The sequence below is a fragment of the Paenibacillus pabuli genome, from assembly GCF_039831995.1.
Lineage (GTDB): Bacteria > Bacillota > Bacilli > Paenibacillales > Paenibacillaceae > Paenibacillus > Paenibacillus pabuli_C.
Genome location: NZ_JBDOIO010000003.1, coordinates 3,795,700 through 3,813,127, shown reverse-complemented (window position 1 = coordinate 3,813,127; position 17,428 = coordinate 3,795,700). Strand labels below are relative to the sequence as shown.

Sequence of the window (17,428 nt, the reverse complement as noted above, 5' to 3'; positions counted from 1 at the left end):
TGCTTAGCCAATGTCGCTCACAACGCTTATTTGGTTATTTCTAGTTGCTTTTCTTTTGCATGATCTCGAAGAAATTATCTGGATCGGGCCCTGGATACGGCAAAATAAATCCAAAGTTCTGCAGCAGGTTCCACTGACGGTCTCCAGGCGGCTGGAATCCATGCTGCGTATCAACAGCAGCCAGTTCGGTGTAGCGGTATTGCTGGAATTTGTCGTATTTATTCCATTTGTATATATCGCTGCAGAATACGGACAATATTTTATGTTTCTGGCGTTTAATACTCTGTTTTTGCTGCATGTGTTCACACATATTGGACAGAGCCTATATTTGAGAATGTACACACCTGGGGTAGTCAGCGCCGTTTGTATTACGTTACCGTACGGCATTTATCTGTTCTACCGGCTCCTGAACGAGGGAATTGTAACTTGGGCCGAAGTATTGGTAAGCATACCAGTGGGACTTGTGGTTCTGCCCATTGTAATGTTGGGGCACGAACTTGGACGCAGACTTTTACCGGATACATAAGTCAATCATGGAACTTCTTTAAACAGGAGGCGAATAGAATATGGGCTGGACTGAATTTCGTGCAATTCCTTTTGAATACAATGATGAGGTGCGGCAGATCGATGAACAGCTGCTTAGGCTGGTCGCTGCGCGGAAGAATATAACGGGAGCGGTTCAATACCATCCGTCTCAAGAGATCATTGATGAATGGGTAGCATCACTTGATATGAAGGAAGAAGACATCCGTTATGTTCTTCGTAATGTTCAACCTATGCCCCAAAGACACTTTTTCCCGCCGGAAGTGCTCCAATTGATTGGTGTTGTTCCGATTATGAAGAGAACGATCCAAGATTCCTGCGAATATCTTATCACCCACTCGATGCAATATGAGACGGAGAGTATCGTTCATCTGGAGATTCAATATAAAGGAATTGAAACAGATCGTATACATGTGGTGCCTCATTTGGCTCTAGAAGTGATTAGTGAACAGGGTCATATGTCGATGAGACATAGCAGTCGTGGAGGAGGTGGCGAGACACAAATGAGCTTTCGCGTGGTTCCCGCCCTGCCTTCCTCTCTGGAAAATATTCAATTCTCACTGATCCCTTCGATCCCAGAGCTGGAACATAAGGTGGAAGAAGTCATTTTGGATAAGCAGGTGGACTTCGAGTAGCCACATCGAGAATGATATTGCAGAAATTGGGTAAGTTATATAAAGGAACATCATTATGGTGATGAAATCTAAAGGAGGACTCTAAGATGACACAGAATAATCAACCTCAAGACGAGGCGGAAATTCGCAACAAGCTGGACGAAGACGGGGATTCCTTGATGGAGAAGAAAAAAATCATGAACGGTGTGGACATCGAGCCACAAGCGGACGATTGGGCAGCTAAGCCATCACCGGTTGCATTTAATGAGGGTAAATCCTCCAAAGAATAAGAAGAAACGAATGACGAAGCAGATACCATCTAAGGTATCTGCTTTTATTATATTTTGTTGTATAATAATGTAAATTAAAGCAAGGGAAGGCGTGATGAAAGTGGATTCAATCCAAATCAGAAAGGCAGAGGTTCAGGACTATCAAGGTGTTTCCCTGCTGATGGATGAGCTGCATCAGATGCATGTAGAGGCTCGGCCCGATGTGTATAGAGCATTGCAACCCAGAATGGAGAAGCAGGAGTTTGTGGAGTTGCTAGAGACGGACAAGCGTTATTTGTATGTTGCTGAATCGGTAAGCACGGGGGAGATTCTGGGGTACGGTAGTGCTCAGTTCAGTTTGATTCAGGGGGTTGACCTGCTGTTGGATCGCAAAATGCTGTATATTAATGAATTGGTCGTCGGCAGTGATGGGCGGGGTCAAGGAACAGGTAAGAAATTAATGCATGCTCTAATTGAACTGGGCAGGGAACTTCAGGCAGATAGCGTAGAATTAACAGTATCCACATTTAACACGGGCGCGCAGGCCTTTTATGAACAAATGGGTCTAACCGTCCGTAGCAGCAGGATGGAATACATACTGTAACGATGACTTGCACAATTTATAATATATAGGATTTAAAGAGATCTTATGGCTGAAAAGTGAAGATGTTATTTTGCGCTTGAATACCCCCACGGGGTATGTTACACTGTGAAAAGAACGAAGAAAAGGGGTGTTCATGATGGATCATCAGAGCGATCCCAAGGAACCCATGGAACCATCCATAACGAAGCAGCCTCAAGATGCTGTACCCGATCAGCAAGCAAGTGCATGTCATGCCGAGGGCAGTGACGGGAAGCATGTGCGCAAGAGCCATCACTCGCAGGAGATGAAGAGCAACCTGATATCCCGTTTGAACCGGGTCGAAGGCCAGATTCGCGGGATCAAGGGACTGATCGAGAAGGACACCTATTGTGATGATGTGCTTACCCAGATTGCAGCTGCGCAGTCTGCACTGAATTCAGTGGGCAAGCTGTTGCTTGAAGGCCACATGAAGAGTTGTATTGTTGAACGGATTCAGGCAGGGGAACATGAGGTCGTGGATGAACTGTTGGTTACGGTAAGAAAGTTGATGAAGTAATTTGTTTTGAAGGAATAAAGCAATCATTTTATATATCCCAAGGAGGAATTGGATCATGTCTAACGTTACGCTGAATGTTACTGGAATGTCGTGCAACCACTGTGTAAAATCGGTTGAAGAAGCGGTGAAGAACGCCGGTGCCAAAGGGCAGGTTGATCTGGCAGCGGGAACCGTTGCGGTGGAATATGATGAGCAGCAGGTCAATGTGGAGCAGATCAAGGCTGCCATTGAAGATCAAGGGTACGATGTAGTCTAACTCATGTTGGCTTAAACGACTTTCTCATTGTCTATAGTTGTACAGAGGTGCCGATAGACATCAGACACGAGAGATCATCGTTTAAGCCTGATTTTTTGACTGGTTTATACCCTATAGGGGTATATGGAAAGATCATAGATATGAAAGGAGACACCATCATGGATAAATCATCAACAACCGGTCACACGCCTGCGACTGGATTGCAACCGGATGGAGCGCAGACAACGCTGCAGATTACAGGCATGACCTGTGCCGCGTGTTCCACAAGGATCGAGAAGGGATTATCCCGTATGGAAGGGGTCCAGCAGGCCAGCGTTAATCTTGCCATAGAACAAGCGAGCGTTACGTATGACCCAAAGACTGTAAATGTCAACGCGTTGCGGGATAAGGTGGAGGCGCTCGGCTACGGTACAGTGACGGAATCGATTGATCTCGACATCACGGGGATGACGTGCGCTGCGTGCTCTACCCGAATCGAGAAGGGGCTTTCCAGACTGCCGGGTGTATCGCGTGCGAATGTGAACCTGGCACTGGAGACTGGACACGTTGAATTTGCGGCAGGAGCATTGAAACCTTCTGATATTACAGCCAAAATCAAACAGCTGGGGTATGGTGCTGAATTGCAGCAGACACAGGAAGAAACCTCATCCGTTCGCGAACGGGAGCTGCAGCGCAAAAAATGGAAGTGGATGATATCCGCCTTATTATCAATACCACTACTGTGGGCGATGGTAGGCCACTTCTCATTTACATCATGGATTTGGGTACCCGAGCTATTCATGAATCCCTGGTTCCAGCTGGTATTGGCAGCACCGGTGCAATTCGTCATTGGGTGGCAATTTTATGTCGGAGCTTATAAAGCGCTGCGTAATGGCAGTGCCAATATGGATGTTCTGGTCGCACTGGGAACAAGCGCGGCATTTTTCTACAGTCTGTACCTAACACTCACAAGTGGAATGATACCTTCTACGACAACGATGGATCATAGTGGGATGGGGACGAGTACAGCCGCCACTATGCCTTCGGTCGAACTGTATTATGAGACCAGTGCCGTACTGATTACGTTAATTTTGCTTGGAAAATGGTTTGAAGCCGTAGCAAAAGGCCGCTCGTCCCAGGCCATCAAAAGCCTGATCGAACTGGCCCCTCGTGAAGCTCGTGTCATCCGCGACGGGCAGGAAGTGGTTGTACCCGCAGCGTATGTAAACGTAGGTGACATCGTGCTGGTGAAACCGGGGGACAGCATTCCAGTGGATGGTGTTGTAGAAGAAGGGCAATCCTCGGTCGATGAATCCATGCTCAGCGGAGAAAGTTTGCCTGTCGATAAAAAGCCAGGCGACGCCGTTACGGGTGCTACACTGAATAAAAACGGTGCATTGAGGCTGCGCGCGACCCGAGTAGGTTCGGACACCGCATTATCTCAAATCATTAAAGTGGTTGAACAGGCACAGGGTTCCAAAGCGCCCATTCAGCGAATTGCGGATGTCATTTCGGGCATCTTTGTCCCGATTGTGGTTGGTATTGCTGTGCTGACATTTTTGATCTGGTATCTGTTTGCAAGTCCCGGTGACTTCGCAGGATCTCTGGAAAAAGCGATTGCTGTACTGGTCATTGCCTGTCCATGTGCCTTGGGTTTGGCAACACCAACCTCTGTCATGGCTGGGTCAGGGCGGGCGGCAGAATATGGCATCCTGTTCAAAGGCGGAGAACATCTGGAATCGGCACAGCAGATTCAGACGGTTGTTCTGGACAAAACAGGGACAGTCACTCAAGGAAAACCGGTGCTGACGGATGTGATCGCAGCACAAGATTGGACAGAAGCAGAACTGTTGAAATGGGTTGGATCGGCAGAACAAAGCTCTGAACATCCGCTAGCGGAAGCTATCGTAGCAGGAATCCGCGACAAAGGGATAGTATTGTCCCAATCAGAGCAGTTTGAGAACATACCAGGATATGGCGTTCGGGCCAGAGTACAAGGACAGGAAATTCTGGTTGGAACACGCCGTCTGCTTGCAGATGCTCATGTGGAGGTATCAGAGGCAACCGCTCGCCAGATGAATGAACTCGAGGAGCTCGGCCGCACAGCGATGCTGATAGCAGTCGATGGCCGCTGGGCAGGTATTGTTGCTGTGGCAGATACAATCAAGGATACATCACGCGAAGCCATTCAGCGGCTGCAGGCGATGAACATCGATGTCATCATGATTACGGGAGACAATGAGCGTACGGCACGTGCCGTGGCGGAGCAAGCAGGGATCCATCATGTCCTAGCAGAAGTCCTGCCCGAGGGTAAAGCAGCCGAAGTGAAGAAGCTGCAGGATAGCGGGCTGAAAGTAGCAATGGTTGGTGACGGCATCAATGACGCACCTGCCCTGGCTACAGCAGATATCGGTATGGCCATCGGGACTGGAACAGATGTAGCGATGGAAGCGGCAGATATCACGCTGATGCGTGGTGATCTGAACAGTATAGCGGATGCGATCGAGATGAGCCGGCGCACCATGGGCAATATTAAGCAAAACTTATTCTGGGCACTTGGCTATAACGTCATTGGTATTCCAATCGCAGCAGTAGGTTTCCTGGCTCCTTGGCTGGCTGGTGCGGCCATGGCTTTCAGTTCCGTATCGGTTGTATTGAACTCGCTGCGTTTGCAACGGTTGAAGTTGGAACGCAACCCAAAATAGGATGTAGGAAATAGGTTGCTATTATTTTTCAGCTTGACCTGAAATGAGCGCGGTTCGCTGCGGTGAACCGTGCTTTTTCTTGTCTTTTTATGAAAATAGACAAAGTTTTTTATGAAATACAAATGATTTTTCTGAACATTTCAGAAATCAGTTGACAATAATGACATATGCCATTAAAATTTAAACAATTGTTTGATTCAAACGATCGTTTAAATCAAATTAGAACTATTTTGTAATGGGGGACCTTATTCATGTTACAGGCATTACGCATTTTATTGAAAAAACCGCCAGTGATTGTGGGGATCGTTACGGCACTTATGTTCCAAGTGATCTTCAGCGTCATCTGGATGACTGCATACTCCGGCGTGAACGACCGTATGAATGAATTAACGGTGGCGATTGTGAACGAGGACGGAGAAATGTCCCAAGGCATTGCGGATAGCATGGCTAAGACGCTGCCTTTCCACACTGTATCTGATCTCAGCTCTGCTGAAGCATTGGATCAATTGAATTATCACAAAGTGCACATGGTGCTGAATATTCCGGCAGGCTTTAACGAGCTGCTTCAGACCGCAGGCTCCACAGCGGAGATTAAGTATACCATTAACGAAGCTAATCCGGTTACGATTAAAAGCATGATGCAGGGCGTCTCACAAAGTGTGACGAACACGATCAACAAGCAAGCGACAGCGCAAGGCGTACAGACTGTATTGACGGCTGCAGGAGCACCTGCGGATCAGGCTGCCAATGCTGCTGCCAACCTGGCTACCCGTGTTGAAGGCACAACAACTTCGATTAATCCGGTGAATGGTATGAATAATCAGATGGTACCGATGATGATGGTACTGGCTTCTTATGTCGGCGCCATGATCATGGGTATGAATCTGCAGACGGCCATGGGAATGCTGTCAGCTACCCACTCCCGATTGACGCTGTTCGGTGCGAGAATTGTGATTAACATCGCATCCGCTCTAGTCGTATCGCTTCTTGGTTCATCGCTGATTGTTGCGCTGGGAGGACAGATCGAGCAAGGATTCATCGCCTTCTGGTTGTTCCAGGCGTTGTTCCTCTGCACGTTTATGTTCTTCTCCCAGTTCTTCCTTATCTGCTTCGGACCTGCAGGAAGCCTGTTCAACATCATCTCACTGTCCCTGCAGCTGGTATCTTCCGGTGCAATGGTACCACGTGAGCTGCTTAACGGCTTCTACAGCGGTATCGGACAATACCTGCCTGCAACGTATGCGGTTCAGGGCATACTGAGCGCTCAACTGGGTGGACCTGGTGTTCAGTCCGCAGCCGGTTCGGTTGCCATTGTTCTGGTCATCGCGGTTGCCCTCTCCCTGGTGGTGACTTTGCTCAAAAAACGACGCATGCCAGCGGGTGTACCAAGCCCTGCTCAAGTGAACAGCTAATATTACTCACGTACTTGACTTCATAGGAATTGGAACAGGCGCCCCGGTGGACTATAACCGGGGTGCCTGCTGTTTATCAGACGTACAGTCAGAGCTATGCCATGGACATGGACTTGTATCATGCCTTGCGCTTTGAAATATAAACTTTCATAATAAACAGATGAAACAGTCTGGCTGCAGCCCGGGAAAGCTGGAGCAATGATAAGAACGGACAAGAGGAGCGAACGGAATGACGGAACCGGAGTTGGATATCAAAACGAGGATTTTGCTTGCAGCCAAGAAACTTTTTGCACAGCAGGGGTATGACGGGACAAGTGTTCGTCAAATCTGTGATGAGGCAGGTGCCAATGTGTCGCTGGTCTCGTACCATTTTGGCGGAAAAGAAAAGGTGTTTGAAGCCATATTTGAGCACTTCTTTCCGGGTCACATGCTGAATGATTTGGCTGCAGAGTCCATGTCCCCTGTTGAAGGTATCAGCAAAATTGTAGGTGAAGTCGTGAAGTTCACGATGAATGACTGGGAGATGAGTGATATTGTACAGCTCGAAATTACACTGAACACTCATCGCACGGCTACGGTATTTCGGTTCCTGAACCCTGTCTGGACCAAAGTGAATGATTTATTGCAGGAAGGCAAGGAACAGGGTGTATTCCAGATCGATTCCGTATCTTATGCAATGCTTCAGGTCATGGGTGTGGCTCTGGCACACAAACGTGCCAAGAACTCAAGGTTTACGTTTAACTATCAGGATATGGATACAGATAAGCTGGCTGAACAGACGATTGAATTCGTACTACGAGGATTGGGAGTGAACAGACATGAATGAAACCATTGAATTGATGATGAGACACCGCTCGGTGCGGAAATTCAAGCCGGATCCGGTAAGCGAGAAGCAGCTTGCGGCAATCGTGGCTGCCGGTCAGATGGCTTCCTCCTCCAGCAGCGTACAGGCCTATAGCGTTGTGGCCGTGACGGATACGGAACTAAAATCGAAGCTTGCTGCACTCGCAGGCAACCAGGCTTATGTGGAGCAATGCCCTGTTTTCCTCGTATGGTGCGCAGATCTCTACCGCTTGAGTGATGCGGCGAAGCGGCACCAGCCAGAGAAGGAATCCTATGCTGATTCCACAGAGAATTTTATGGTAGCAACCATCGATGTGGCACTTGCCTCCCAGAATGCCGCTTTGGCGGCAGAGTCACTCGGTTTCGGGATTGTATATATCGGCGGGCTGCGTAACCGGATTGAGGAAGTGACTGAATTACTGGGATTGCCAGAAGGGGTGTACCCTGTGTACGGCATGTGTGTCGGTGTAGCCGATCAGGAAACCGGAATCCGTCCGCGTCTGCCGCTGAATGCCGTTCTTCACCGCAATCGCTATAATGCTGAAGAGACGCTCCGTGGCGTGGAAAGCTATGACGAAACCACTGCTGCCTATATGAAAGCACGCACCAATGGGGAACGTACGACACCGTGGTCTGAATTGATGGCGAAACGCCTTACCGAACCGGCACGTCTGCAGATGAAATCGTATCTCGAAGGCAGAGGGTTTATGAAACGATAATTTAGAACAACGGAAGAAGGTCAGCCGGGAAGTCCGGCTGACCTTTTTGCCGTCTATCTGTGCTCTGTATTAGGGTAAACGGTAGAACCGCTTCGTGTTCTGGTAAAAAAGACGCGCTGCCCGCTCGGTTCCCATGCCCGTAAGTTCGCTCCAGGCTTGAACAACCTGCCTCGTCATGGCGGGATGTGTCATCCGTCCCTGAAATGGTCCCTCGAAAGGCCAAGGACCATCCGTCTCTGCCATGACCTGTTCAGCAGGATATTGTCTTGCCAGTTCACGAATCTCCTCTTCATACTGAATGTCAGGCGTGAAGGAGATAAAGTACCCGTTATCTGCCATTCGCCGCACCGTTTGGCGGGAACCCTTGAACCAGTGGAAGTGTGCGTGTCTGAGCTGGTATTGCTCCAGCAGATCACAGGCGATCTCCGCATCCTCGTATACGGCATGAAGCACGATGGGTTTGTTGTGACGCTTGGCGAGCTGAATAAATCGTTCGAGCAGCTCGATATATCCACCCTGATCAAAAGCATGCCCTGCCTGTTCTGCTTCCTGGCGATTGTAATAGGGAAGTCCAACTTCCCCAATGGCCACAGCTTGTCCAATATGCTTTTCAATCCAGTCGAAGAACAGGTTCTGATCCTGAACCGAAGGCAAGGGCTGTTCGGGATGGAAGCCGAAGGCCGGGTATATAAATCGGGGATTCTGTCTGGCCAGCTCGAGATTGTCCTGGGCTGAGGTTATATTCATGGAAACGGCGATAACACCCTCAACCTGCTGTTCTGGGAAGGATTGCAGCATATTTCGCTGTTCCTCGGCGGTATATTTATCGAAATGGATATGAGCATCAATCAGTGGTGCAAAAGCTTGGGAATGCATAAAGTAGCCCCTCCTAGTCATCTTTTATCTTTTGAAGGTTGATACGCAGATCACAAGGATGCGGATCACTAGTTTGGAAAAGTATAACGAAAAACCCGTGCTATGGAGTTAGCCGGGCTTTTTTCTGTTCTTCTTTCATCCACTCCGAAATCTGCCGTTTGCGTTCGAGGAAAGCCGTTTCTTCCGTCATTTCTTCACGTCTTGGACGATCAAAAGGAACATGCACCTCATGCAGCACGGTCGCAGGTCGGTTGGACAACACATAGATTCGATCGGCAAGCAGCAGTGCTTCTTCGATATTATGGGTAATGAACAGCACCGAGCGGCGGTTTTGTTCCCAGATATCGAGCAGCCAGCGCTGCATGTCACTGCGTGTTAAGGCATCGAGGGCGCTGAAGGGCTCATCCAGCAGCATCAGTTCCTGTGGACTGAGCAGGGCACGCAGGAATGCAGCTCGCTGCTGCATACCGCCGGATAACATATGCGGATAAGCCTGTTCGAATCCGCCAAGACCCACGCTGGAAAGCCACTTCCTTGCTTCCGCGAGCGCTTCTGCCTTGGGAGGCGTATTTGCTGACACTTCACCTGCAAGCAGCACGTTGTCTTCAATGGTACGCCAGGGAAAGAGGGCAGGCTGCTGCGGCATGTAGCTGATTTTGCCCCGCTGCCCGGTAACGTTTTGTCCGTTCATGAGAACCTGGCCTGTTTGGGGTTTCAACAAACCGCCAATGATATGGAACAACGTACTCTTGCCGCATCCGGAAGGCCCCACGATGGCTACGAATTCGCCCTGCTCTACAGTCAGGGATAACCCGTTCAGGACAGATAACGTATTGCGCCGTTCCCGGAAGGAAGCATGAACGTCCTGCACTTCCAGTGCAGGCAGATTCCGCGTACCGGGATCGGAGGTAGTAGTGGAACCAGAGCGGAGTGATTCGTCATTGGCTGGAATAGCGTCGCTTCCATCCGGTGTAGCTGGTGCCTGTTCGTTATATTTGAGTGTCATCTCGGCATTCACTTCCTAACCTTGTATAGTGCTTATGCTGCGAATCAGCGTTTCTGTGGGCGCCAGCGAACGAGCAGCTTCTCCAGCAGGGCAATGAACAGGAAGAGCAACAGGCTGAGCGCGACAATAATCATAATCGCAACGAATAGACGATCTGTTCGGTAAGCGGACTTTTGAAGCATCATGTAATATCCGATTCCTTTATCGGCTCCGATCCATTCGGCAATAATGGCACCCATAACACTGTACGTGGCGGCAATCTTGACGCCGGAGAAAATGGAAGGCAGTGCGTGCGGGAGTTCCAGCTTCCAGAAAATTGGACCGCGTCTTGCTCCTGCCATGCGCATGTAATTCATCATGGCGGCATCCGTTCGCGTCAGGCCATCCATGGCGGCGACGGCGACCGGGAAGAAGCAGACCAGAATGATGGTAATCAGTTTGGGCAGCAGCCCGAATCCGAACCAGATCAGCAGGAGCGGAGCGAGCGCAATGGTCGGAATATTTTGACTAAGGATAAGTAAAGGATACAGTGCAGATTTCAGAAATGGAATCAGGTGCAGCACCATAGCGATCAGCAGTCCAACCAGCGTGCCGGCCGCGAAGCCGACTAACGTGAGTTGAATGGTTGCCCATGCATGCATGCCCAGCCGGTCTGCTTGGGAAGCTGCTTCATGCGCGATGTCCGAAGGTGCAGGCAGCATCCATTTTTCAATATGAAACAGGGACACGGCTCCCTGCCATACCGCAATAAAGAGAATAACCGCCACTATGGGCGGCCATACACTTTTGAAGTACGTATGCATTAGCGATATTTCTCCGTCAGGGTATCCATGCTGAAGCCGTTCGGGCTATGGGCAATTTTGATCTGGGAGATGATGCTTGGACTTCCAGCCTCCACGAGCACCTCATGCATTTTGCGGACAACTTCCAGCAGTTCCTCCAGCTCACCCTCCATCGTGGTGTCAAGCGGATTAACCTGATATTTCAAGCCGGATTGCTGAATCACTTCGATGGCACGATCTACGTAAGGATATGAATTTTCGCCATTCTGCGTTTTGGGAATCACTTGAATGCTAAGCAGTGTGCTTGCCATGAGAAATCACGGCTCCTTTCGATTCAACTTTATTGGGGTAAAAACTCGTTCGTATAGGCTTTGGATACGTCAACCTGCTCATCAAGCAATTTTTTGTTGAACATCCAGTCCGTGTAGTTCTGCCATACTTCCTGTTTTTGCTCACCCCAGCGCGGGGCGTCATCCTTGTATTTCGGGCTCAGCCATTTTTGGCTTGCCACCACAAGGTCCTTATCCAGATCCGGCACAGCCTTGATTAAAATGTCTGCAGCTTCTTCGGGATGATCAATCGCGTATTGATAGCCTTCGGAAGTCGCCTTCATAAACGCCTTTACCAGCTCGGGGTCGTTCTTGATGGTCTGCTCGTTCGTGACGAGAACAGGCGTGTAATAGTCCAGCGCATCGGAATAATCCTTCACATACAGCATGTCGATGGGTTCTCCGCGCAGCTCGGCTTCAATGCCGGTCCAGGCGTAGAAAATCCAGGCAAAATCAATGTCCCGTTTCACTGCGGTAAAAAAGTCGGCGTCGCCCATGTTGATATTCTTCACTTTGGACACATCGGCGCCTTCGCCTTCCATAATGGATTGCATAACCGCTTCTTCAACGGGAGAACCCCAGCCGCCATAGGATTTGCCTTCGAAATCCTTAGGTGATTTAATATTTCTGTCCACCGGAGCAGCGAATCCCGACGTATTATGCTGAATGACGGCTGCAATGGAGACAAGCGGGACATCCTGTGTACGGGCCTGTGTTACGCTCTCCTGATAACTTACGCCAAAAGGCACCTCATTCGATGCCACCATTGTATCTGCACCGCCGGCACCCGGCTGCACAATCTCGACATTCAAGCCTTCCGCTTGGTAAAATCCTTGATCCACGGCGGCGTAAAGGCCAGTGTGGTTTGTATTAGGTGTCCAGTCGAGCACGACTTTAACATCCTTCAAGGCTGTGCTGTCACCTTCGCTGCTGTTTTCGGTGTTGCTGCTGCCGTTCTGTCCTGCAGGTGCTGCTTCTTGGCCGCCGCATGCAGCAACGGTGATCATGGTCACACACAAGAGCAGGAGTCCGATCATTTTACGCCATCTCATCTTGAATTCTCTCCTTCATATGGTCCGGCCAGTGGCGCGGGGTACTCCTTGGCTTCATATCCAAGCATGGTGCATAAATCCTTCGATTTATACCAGCTGTGATCCGGATGGCGTACTTTTTGTGTCAAAAAGATACCATCAAAAAAAGCGCCCCGTAATCCGGGACGCATGCAGGCGTTAGAGAGGTGGCGACAGCACATGGCTGGGCCAATTCGATATACTCCGATTCCTACGCTGGCATGATCCAGATCAGGTCTAAGGGTTAGTATCTTGATGGGATACACTCTCAGCCGGCCAATTCCGACTCCCCTGGGAAACTATGAAGTTACGGGCATTACTAGTGTAATTATAGGCCAGAGGCCGGAATGTGTCCAGTCAGGAACTGGATGGAACAGCCAAGGGTGATTTGTTTGTGGGGAATGTGACGAATATTCGTACGGATCAGCAACCCGGAGGCAGTCTTTCATACAAGGCAGGCGGTGAGACGCTGTTTACTGTACTTTGATTTTGATCACGTAACTAACGCTGCCTTCCAACCAACTTGCGCTGTACAAATATGTATATATTCCAGGAATATCAGGTGCTGTGATTGTATGCCGAGGGGAATTCAGATTCGTCCAACTGTGTAGCTCATTCGCCTGTTGGATAGATTTAATTTCCTTGGGAGTTTGATCGAAGGAAATGAGAAGCTCAGAACCGGCAGGTACATTCACAGGGGAGGCTGGCATATCGATTGCTGAAAATTCGTTATATTTCGTATTGTTTTTCCACGTATACTCAAAATATTCAGCAGGAATTACAAGGGTCGTACCTTGATCTTGAACCTGGACTGAGGATTGGGGAAGAGGTTTGTTGCTTATCGCAACAAGTAAAGACTCTCCTAGTAAAATTGAGATCCAAACGGTATAGCATAATGCCCATATGACAGCAATAACGGAGATAATCTGGAACCATTTTTTCATGTCGAACTCCTTGAAAATGGGGTGGGAAAATGCGTAACAGGTCACATCATCCCCGCTGGTCCATGGAATTGAATATTCCTAAAGCAGTACTTGGTTTTAGCGTTGAAAAAACTCGATCCATTCCTTTTCCGGTCCATAGATGAAGAAGTAGCGATAGCCGTTGGGCAACGTAATGATCTCTCCGTCAATAAACTCGGCCTTCGTAGCCTGAATCCGCTTATATTCCGCATCAAGGTCATCCACATGGATAGCAAAATGGTGCACCGTTCCTTCGGAAGGCAGCTTGTCGCTGTATCCCTGTATCAACTCAATCTCAGTCTCGTCACTTCCGTTGAAGCCGAGGAAAGCCAGCTGAATGACACCGTTCGTGTGGGTTACCCGGTCTTTCAATTCAAGTCCTACAATCTCCGTATAGAAACGCAGGGTTGTCTCCAGATCACGCACAACAATGCCGATGTGGTCAATACGCTTATGAAAACCCATCTTGTTAACCTCCTAAGTTGAAAAACTAATTTCTTACATAATAAGGGATATGATAGATTTTGAATTCCAAGTTGTCAAATATGATTTAATTTAAATTCACAGAATGTTCACTTATGTGGAGATATTCGTGATCTCTATAATTGGCAGAGTAAGCAGAGAGGATGAGAGAGAGTTGCCAACTACGCCGCACGTTTATTAAAGGGAAAGAAGTGGTATTTCCTTTGATCAACAATGAAGTTTAGTTAACGCTGGAATCTTAAATTAAATGCATAGTTTTTTTTAAGATTATGAAATACTCCCGCTGCAAACTATTTCCTGGGCAATCATGACGGAGGCAATAGAAGTACATCAGATCTGGACTACAGAGCGATTAACGAAGCAAAATGAGCTCCGAAGCATATGCTGCGGAGCCGCTTTACATTATAGCGAATTGGAGAATTCAGCATATTGCGCAAGTCGGGGATTAAACCGAAGCTGTACGGTGTTTGCTCTGCCACTGATAAGTAACCAAGCTGATGATAAGCAGGCCTAAGGTAAATATCGCAAGCATCCATGTGGATTGATTGACGTCCAGATGATCCAGACTCCAGCCAGTGAGCAGAGGCAGAATGGCGCCGCCGACTCCGCCGGATGCAATTAGGATACTGGGTGTAGATTCTTCTGTTCCCGGCAGCATTTTGCTGGCAAAAACGAGTGCAATGGAGAAGACGCCTGAAAACGCCAGTCCGAGCAGCAGAATAATTAGAAAAGCAGACCAGATCTGGTTGGTGAACGGAAAAATGGCCATGAGCAGCACAGCTGCCAGACAGCTGTATAAAACGTAAACCCGATACTGGAACTTTTCCGCTATATATCCGGCGAAGAGCCTTCCAACAGACATTGCGATCCAGAAGCAGGTAACACTAAGTGCTGCTCCTGCCTCCTTCATGTTCATTTTTTCAATCAGAATCGCAGGCATGAAGTTGGCAAGGCTCATCTCCGTACCAACATAGAGAAAGAAAAATACAACGAATAAGCTCATCAGGGCCAGATTACGCCCTCGATAGGTTGAGCCAGTTATGCCATGGCCTGCAGGAGACACACCATCGGATGACTCCACAGCATGAACATGTCCAGTAACTGCATCTGGCTTGCGCCTACTGAGTGTATGATCCAGCTCCCCGAATGAAATTCGGGCCCAGAAGATGAAAGTCAGTGCTGAACAGACGGCAACGACGAGAAAGGACATGCGCCAGTATCCTGCCGAGATCAGACCACTGGCAATCAGCGGCATGACCATGGCCCCGATGCCGAATAGTACTTCAAGCCTGCTCATCGCAACTGCGGTATTTTCTTTGATGGCGGCAATGATGATCGTACCGATTACGGCTTCAATCATGCCGAATCCGAAACCGGCAGCTGGTGCAATGACAAACATGAGGCCCCAGGGAGGCAGCAGCATATAGGATAACTCTGCTATGCATAGCAGGGCTGCTGCGATAAGTAACCCGCTGCGTTTGCCAAAGCGACGATTTAACTGAGGGGACAACAGTACACCACCCAGGAATCCGGCAAATTGGGCAAAAATTAGCGTTCCTCCCTGACTGTAATCTTTGCCGTAATGTTCTAATGCGACAGGCAGAATGGATCCGAGGACCACGTGTGCAAGTCCGATAAGAAAATAGGACAGGCAGCCGATCCATAACAATTTTTTCATGGAAAACTCCTTCTATACCTATGTACAATTTGAGGTCAGCTGCTTCGGATCATACGTCCGAGTGCAAACAAGTCTATCATAACAGCATATGTAAGGATTTGGTAGGTCTTGCAATGTGGTTCATGGTTCGTATATACTGAGACACAACAATTACAGATCGGAACCATGCCGTTGAAGAGCATCCAACTCGGAGGCGTTATCGCCAGGGGAGCGAATTCATCCCCAAGTTAACCGGAACCGCCCGTTATCGCGGACCAAGAGGCTGGAACAGGGTATCCTGATTCGGCAAGTTGGGTGGCACCGCGAGCAGAGCGCTCCTCGTCCCAAGGGATGAGGGCGCTCTTTGCATTTTTACAGCCAAAGGAGACGGTGACCATGTTGGACATGAAGTGGATTCGGGCCCATGCAGATGAAGTGCAGGCGGCGGCAGACGGGAAGAAAATTAATATTAGCATTGGTGAATTGCTGGAGCGGGATGAGGAGCACAGGGCGCTTTTGCAGGAAGTGGAAGAAGGACGCAGGACGCGGAATACCTTATCAGCGGATATCGGAAAATGGATGCAATCCGGGGATCGGGAACAGGCCGAAGGACTGAGGGCTCAGGTGATACAATTGAATGAGAAGCTGGAAGAGATCGAAGCGGAGCTTGCGGGCGTACAGGAGGAAGTGACCAGGCTGCAATGGCTGGTGCCGAATGTGGTATCACCGGATACGCCGATTGGAGCATCGGACGAGGATAATGTGGAGCTGCGACGTGTCGGAGAGACACCAACCTTCGCTTACACGGCCAAGGACCATGTGGAACTCGGGGAGCTCCACGATCTGATTGATATTCCGCGCGGGGTGAAGATCGGCGGGACACGAAGCTATGTGCTGAAAGGAGCAGGGCTGCTCCTGCACCGGGCTGTACAGCAGCTTGCGCTTGATCTGCTGCTGCGGCATGGATTCACCCCGATGGAAGTGCCTCTAATGGTCAGGGAGGATGCACTTGTGAATACGGGATTTTTCCCGACAGGACGCGATCAGGTCTATGCGTTGGAAGGGGAGGGCAAGTGGCTGGTCGGAACCTCCGAGGTACCGCTCGTATCGTATTATGCGGATGAGATTGTGGATGTACAGAAGCCGATTAAGCTGGCTGCCGTATCAACATGTTTCCGCAGTGAGGTCGGGTCAGGCGGACGGGATGTACGAGGGTTGTACCGGGTGCATCAGTTTGCCAAAGTTGAACAGGTCATTCTCTGTGCACCGGATGCGGAGGAATCGGAGCGCATGCTGCAGGAAATTACCGGACATGCAGAAGAATTGCTGCAGCTGCTTGAACTGCCTTATCGGGTGGTTGCGGTGTGTACGGGCGACATGTCGCAGAAAACGTATAAACAATATGATATTGAGACATGGATGCCAAGCAGGGGTGCTTATGGGGAAACCCATTCGTCGTCAAATCTGCATGATTTTCAGGCGCGCCGTTCGAACATTCGCTGCCGTAATGCCGATGGTCAGCTGGCGTACTGCCATACGCTGAACAATACAGCCGTGGCATCGCCGCGGATCCTCATTCCACTATTGGAGAATCATCAGCAAGAGGATGGAAGCATTCGTATTCCGGCAGCTCTGCAGCCCTATATGGGCGGTGCTGAATATTTGACTTTGCCGCTTCAGAGTGAAGAGTAACAGTTAATTATAAGCTGACAGAAAGATAAAAACGGAACCCTTAAAAAGGGTTCTGTTTTTGTCTTTTCAATCTAAATGACATAGAGCTTAAA

Annotated in this window: 20 protein-coding genes and 1 riboswitch; of the genes, 12 read left to right on the top strand and 8 right to left on the bottom strand. The window is 49.2% G+C overall.

Annotated features, from left to right (window positions below; all coding sequences use genetic code 11):
- The first annotated feature begins 10 nt into the window (after positions 1 to 10).
- The 10 genes from ABGV42_RS19095 (at position 11) to nfsA (ending at position 8,479) form a co-directional block, all read left to right on the top strand.
- The gene (locus ABGV42_RS19095; RefSeq protein ID WP_347383045.1) at positions 11 to 526 is read left to right on the top strand and encodes an HXXEE domain-containing protein; all 516 of its coding nucleotides are present in this window, start codon (positions 11 to 13) and stop codon (positions 524 to 526) included.
- A gap of 40 nt (positions 527 to 566) precedes the next feature.
- Positions 567 to 1,178, top strand: coding sequence for a hypothetical protein (locus ABGV42_RS19090; protein WP_347383044.1), 612 nt, complete (start codon positions 567 to 569; stop codon positions 1,176 to 1,178).
- 86 nt (positions 1,179 to 1,264) lie between these two features.
- Complete coding sequence (locus tag ABGV42_RS19085) at positions 1,265 to 1,447, top strand: hypothetical protein (protein ID WP_095361598.1); 183 nt, start codon at positions 1,265 to 1,267, stop codon at positions 1,445 to 1,447.
- 94 nt (positions 1,448 to 1,541) lie between these two features.
- A complete protein-coding gene (locus ABGV42_RS19080) occupies positions 1,542 to 2,030 on the top strand; it encodes a GNAT family N-acetyltransferase (RefSeq protein ID WP_347383043.1) in 489 nt (162 codons plus the stop codon).
- Between the two features lie 136 nt (positions 2,031 to 2,166).
- Positions 2,167 to 2,565: a metal-sensitive transcriptional regulator gene (locus tag ABGV42_RS19075; RefSeq protein ID WP_347383295.1), complete on the top strand. Its 399-nt coding sequence runs from the start codon at positions 2,167 to 2,169 to the stop codon at positions 2,563 to 2,565.
- Positions 2,566 to 2,620: 55 nt separating this feature from the next.
- Positions 2,621 to 2,821 carry a copper ion binding protein gene (locus ABGV42_RS19070; protein ID WP_347383042.1) on the top strand — a complete coding sequence of 67 codons (201 nt, stop codon included), beginning with the start codon at positions 2,621 to 2,623 and terminating at the stop codon, positions 2,819 to 2,821.
- A 158-nt stretch (positions 2,822 to 2,979) separates the two neighbouring features.
- Positions 2,980 to 5,505 (top strand): heavy metal translocating P-type ATPase, encoded by a 2,526-nt coding sequence (locus ABGV42_RS19065; RefSeq protein ID WP_347383041.1) that lies wholly within the window; start codon positions 2,980 to 2,982, stop codon positions 5,503 to 5,505.
- 251 nt (positions 5,506 to 5,756) lie between these two features.
- Positions 5,757 to 6,917, top strand: coding sequence for a YhgE/Pip domain-containing protein (locus ABGV42_RS19060; protein ID WP_347383040.1), 1,161 nt, complete (start codon positions 5,757 to 5,759; stop codon positions 6,915 to 6,917).
- A 229-nt stretch (positions 6,918 to 7,146) separates the two neighbouring features.
- Positions 7,147 to 7,743 (top strand): TetR family transcriptional regulator, encoded by a 597-nt coding sequence (locus ABGV42_RS19055; RefSeq protein WP_347383039.1) that lies wholly within the window; start codon positions 7,147 to 7,149, stop codon positions 7,741 to 7,743.
- Positions 7,736 to 8,479 carry an oxygen-insensitive NADPH nitroreductase gene (gene nfsA / locus ABGV42_RS19050; RefSeq protein WP_347383038.1) on the top strand — a complete coding sequence of 248 codons (744 nt, stop codon included), beginning with the start codon at positions 7,736 to 7,738 and terminating at the stop codon, positions 8,477 to 8,479. Before ABGV42_RS19055 ends, nfsA begins: the two co-directional genes overlap by 8 nt.
- Positions 8,480 to 8,548: 69 nt before the next feature.
- Here nfsA and ABGV42_RS19045 read toward each other — a convergent pair whose 3' ends face one another.
- The 5 genes from ABGV42_RS19045 to ABGV42_RS19025 form a co-directional block, all read right to left on the bottom strand.
- Positions 8,549 to 9,355 carry a TatD family hydrolase gene (locus tag ABGV42_RS19045; protein ID WP_347383037.1) on the bottom strand — a complete coding sequence of 269 codons (807 nt, stop codon included), beginning with the start codon at positions 9,353 to 9,355 and terminating at the stop codon, positions 8,549 to 8,551.
- A gap of 100 nt (positions 9,356 to 9,455) precedes the next feature.
- A complete protein-coding gene (locus ABGV42_RS19040) occupies positions 9,456 to 10,361 on the bottom strand; it encodes an ABC transporter ATP-binding protein (protein WP_347383036.1) in 906 nt (301 codons plus the stop codon).
- 44 nt (positions 10,362 to 10,405) lie between these two features.
- Positions 10,406 to 11,164 carry an ABC transporter permease gene (locus tag ABGV42_RS19035; protein ID WP_347383035.1) on the bottom strand — a complete coding sequence of 253 codons (759 nt, stop codon included), beginning with the start codon at positions 11,162 to 11,164 and terminating at the stop codon, positions 10,406 to 10,408.
- Positions 11,164 to 11,454, bottom strand: coding sequence for an MTH1187 family thiamine-binding protein (locus ABGV42_RS19030; RefSeq protein ID WP_347383034.1), 291 nt, complete (start codon positions 11,452 to 11,454; stop codon positions 11,164 to 11,166). The genes ABGV42_RS19035 and ABGV42_RS19030 overlap by 1 nt, the downstream gene beginning before the upstream one ends.
- A 29-nt stretch (positions 11,455 to 11,483) precedes the next feature.
- A complete protein-coding gene (locus ABGV42_RS19025; protein WP_347383033.1) occupies positions 11,484 to 12,524 on the bottom strand; it encodes an ABC transporter substrate-binding protein in 1,041 nt (346 codons plus the stop codon).
- A 208-nt stretch (positions 12,525 to 12,732) separates the two neighbouring features.
- A riboswitch (TPP riboswitch) is annotated at positions 12,733 to 12,845 on the bottom strand.
- A 46-nt stretch (positions 12,846 to 12,891) separates the two neighbouring features.
- Between ABGV42_RS19025 and ABGV42_RS19020 the strand changes: the two genes are divergently transcribed.
- Positions 12,892 to 13,029: a hypothetical protein gene (locus tag ABGV42_RS19020; RefSeq protein ID WP_347383032.1), complete on the top strand. Its 138-nt coding sequence runs from the start codon at positions 12,892 to 12,894 to the stop codon at positions 13,027 to 13,029.
- Here ABGV42_RS19020 and ABGV42_RS19015 read toward each other — a convergent pair.
- The 3 genes from ABGV42_RS19015 to ABGV42_RS19005 form a co-directional block, all read right to left on the bottom strand.
- On the bottom strand, positions 13,016 to 13,486 hold the full coding sequence (locus ABGV42_RS19015) for a hypothetical protein (RefSeq protein ID WP_347383031.1): 471 nt from the start codon (positions 13,484 to 13,486) through the stop codon (positions 13,016 to 13,018). The two genes, ABGV42_RS19020 and ABGV42_RS19015, sit on opposite strands and share 14 nt — an antisense overlap.
- A 96-nt stretch (positions 13,487 to 13,582) precedes the next feature.
- Entirely contained in the window at positions 13,583 to 13,969 is a 387-nt protein-coding gene (locus ABGV42_RS19010; RefSeq protein ID WP_347383030.1) for a VOC family protein, read from the bottom strand.
- Positions 13,970 to 14,432: 463 nt separating this feature from the next.
- Positions 14,433 to 15,665: an MFS transporter gene (locus ABGV42_RS19005; protein ID WP_347383029.1), complete on the bottom strand. Its 1,233-nt coding sequence runs from the start codon at positions 15,663 to 15,665 to the stop codon at positions 14,433 to 14,435.
- A gap of 375 nt (positions 15,666 to 16,040) precedes the next feature.
- Between ABGV42_RS19005 and serS the strand changes: the two genes are divergently transcribed.
- Positions 16,041 to 17,336: a serine--tRNA ligase gene (serS, locus tag ABGV42_RS19000; RefSeq protein WP_347383028.1), complete on the top strand. Its 1,296-nt coding sequence runs from the start codon at positions 16,041 to 16,043 to the stop codon at positions 17,334 to 17,336.
- Positions 17,337 to 17,428: the final 92 nt, after the last annotated feature.

Bases quoted from the DNA above. Each gene is read 5' to 3' on its own strand.
- ABGV42_RS19095 (WP_347383045.1), top strand. From the start codon at position 11: ATGTCGCTCACAACGCTTATTTGGTTATTTCTAGTTGCTTTTCTTTTG.
- ABGV42_RS19090 (WP_347383044.1), top strand. From the start codon at position 567: ATGGGCTGGACTGAATTTCGTGCAATTCCTTTTGAATACAATGATGAG.
- ABGV42_RS19085 (WP_095361598.1), top strand. From the start codon at position 1,265: ATGACACAGAATAATCAACCTCAAGACGAGGCGGAAATTCGCAACAAG.
- ABGV42_RS19080 (WP_347383043.1), top strand. From the start codon at position 1,542: ATGAAAGTGGATTCAATCCAAATCAGAAAGGCAGAGGTTCAGGACTAT.
- ABGV42_RS19075 (WP_347383295.1), top strand. From the start codon at position 2,167: ATGGATCATCAGAGCGATCCCAAGGAACCCATGGAACCATCCATAACG.
- ABGV42_RS19070 (WP_347383042.1), top strand. From the start codon at position 2,621: ATGTCTAACGTTACGCTGAATGTTACTGGAATGTCGTGCAACCACTGT.
- ABGV42_RS19065 (WP_347383041.1), top strand. From the start codon at position 2,980: ATGGATAAATCATCAACAACCGGTCACACGCCTGCGACTGGATTGCAA.
- ABGV42_RS19060 (WP_347383040.1), top strand. From the start codon at position 5,757: ATGTTACAGGCATTACGCATTTTATTGAAAAAACCGCCAGTGATTGTG.
- ABGV42_RS19055 (WP_347383039.1), top strand. From the start codon at position 7,147: ATGACGGAACCGGAGTTGGATATCAAAACGAGGATTTTGCTTGCAGCC.
- nfsA (WP_347383038.1), top strand. From the start codon at position 7,736: ATGAATGAAACCATTGAATTGATGATGAGACACCGCTCGGTGCGGAAA.
- ABGV42_RS19045 (WP_347383037.1), bottom strand. From the start codon at position 9,355: ATGCATTCCCAAGCTTTTGCACCACTGATTGATGCTCATATCCATTTC.
- ABGV42_RS19040 (WP_347383036.1), bottom strand. From the start codon at position 10,361: ATGACACTCAAATATAACGAACAGGCACCAGCTACACCGGATGGAAGC.
- ABGV42_RS19035 (WP_347383035.1), bottom strand. From the start codon at position 11,164: ATGCATACGTACTTCAAAAGTGTATGGCCGCCCATAGTGGCGGTTATT.
- ABGV42_RS19030 (WP_347383034.1), bottom strand. From the start codon at position 11,454: ATGGCAAGCACACTGCTTAGCATTCAAGTGATTCCCAAAACGCAGAAT.
- ABGV42_RS19025 (WP_347383033.1), bottom strand. From the start codon at position 12,524: ATGAGATGGCGTAAAATGATCGGACTCCTGCTCTTGTGTGTGACCATG.
- ABGV42_RS19015 (WP_347383031.1), bottom strand. From the start codon at position 13,486: ATGAAAAAATGGTTCCAGATTATCTCCGTTATTGCTGTCATATGGGCA.
- ABGV42_RS19010 (WP_347383030.1), bottom strand. From the start codon at position 13,969: ATGGGTTTTCATAAGCGTATTGACCACATCGGCATTGTTGTGCGTGAT.
- ABGV42_RS19005 (WP_347383029.1), bottom strand. From the start codon at position 15,665: ATGAAAAAATTGTTATGGATCGGCTGCCTGTCCTATTTTCTTATCGGA.
- serS (WP_347383028.1), top strand. From the start codon at position 16,041: ATGTTGGACATGAAGTGGATTCGGGCCCATGCAGATGAAGTGCAGGCG.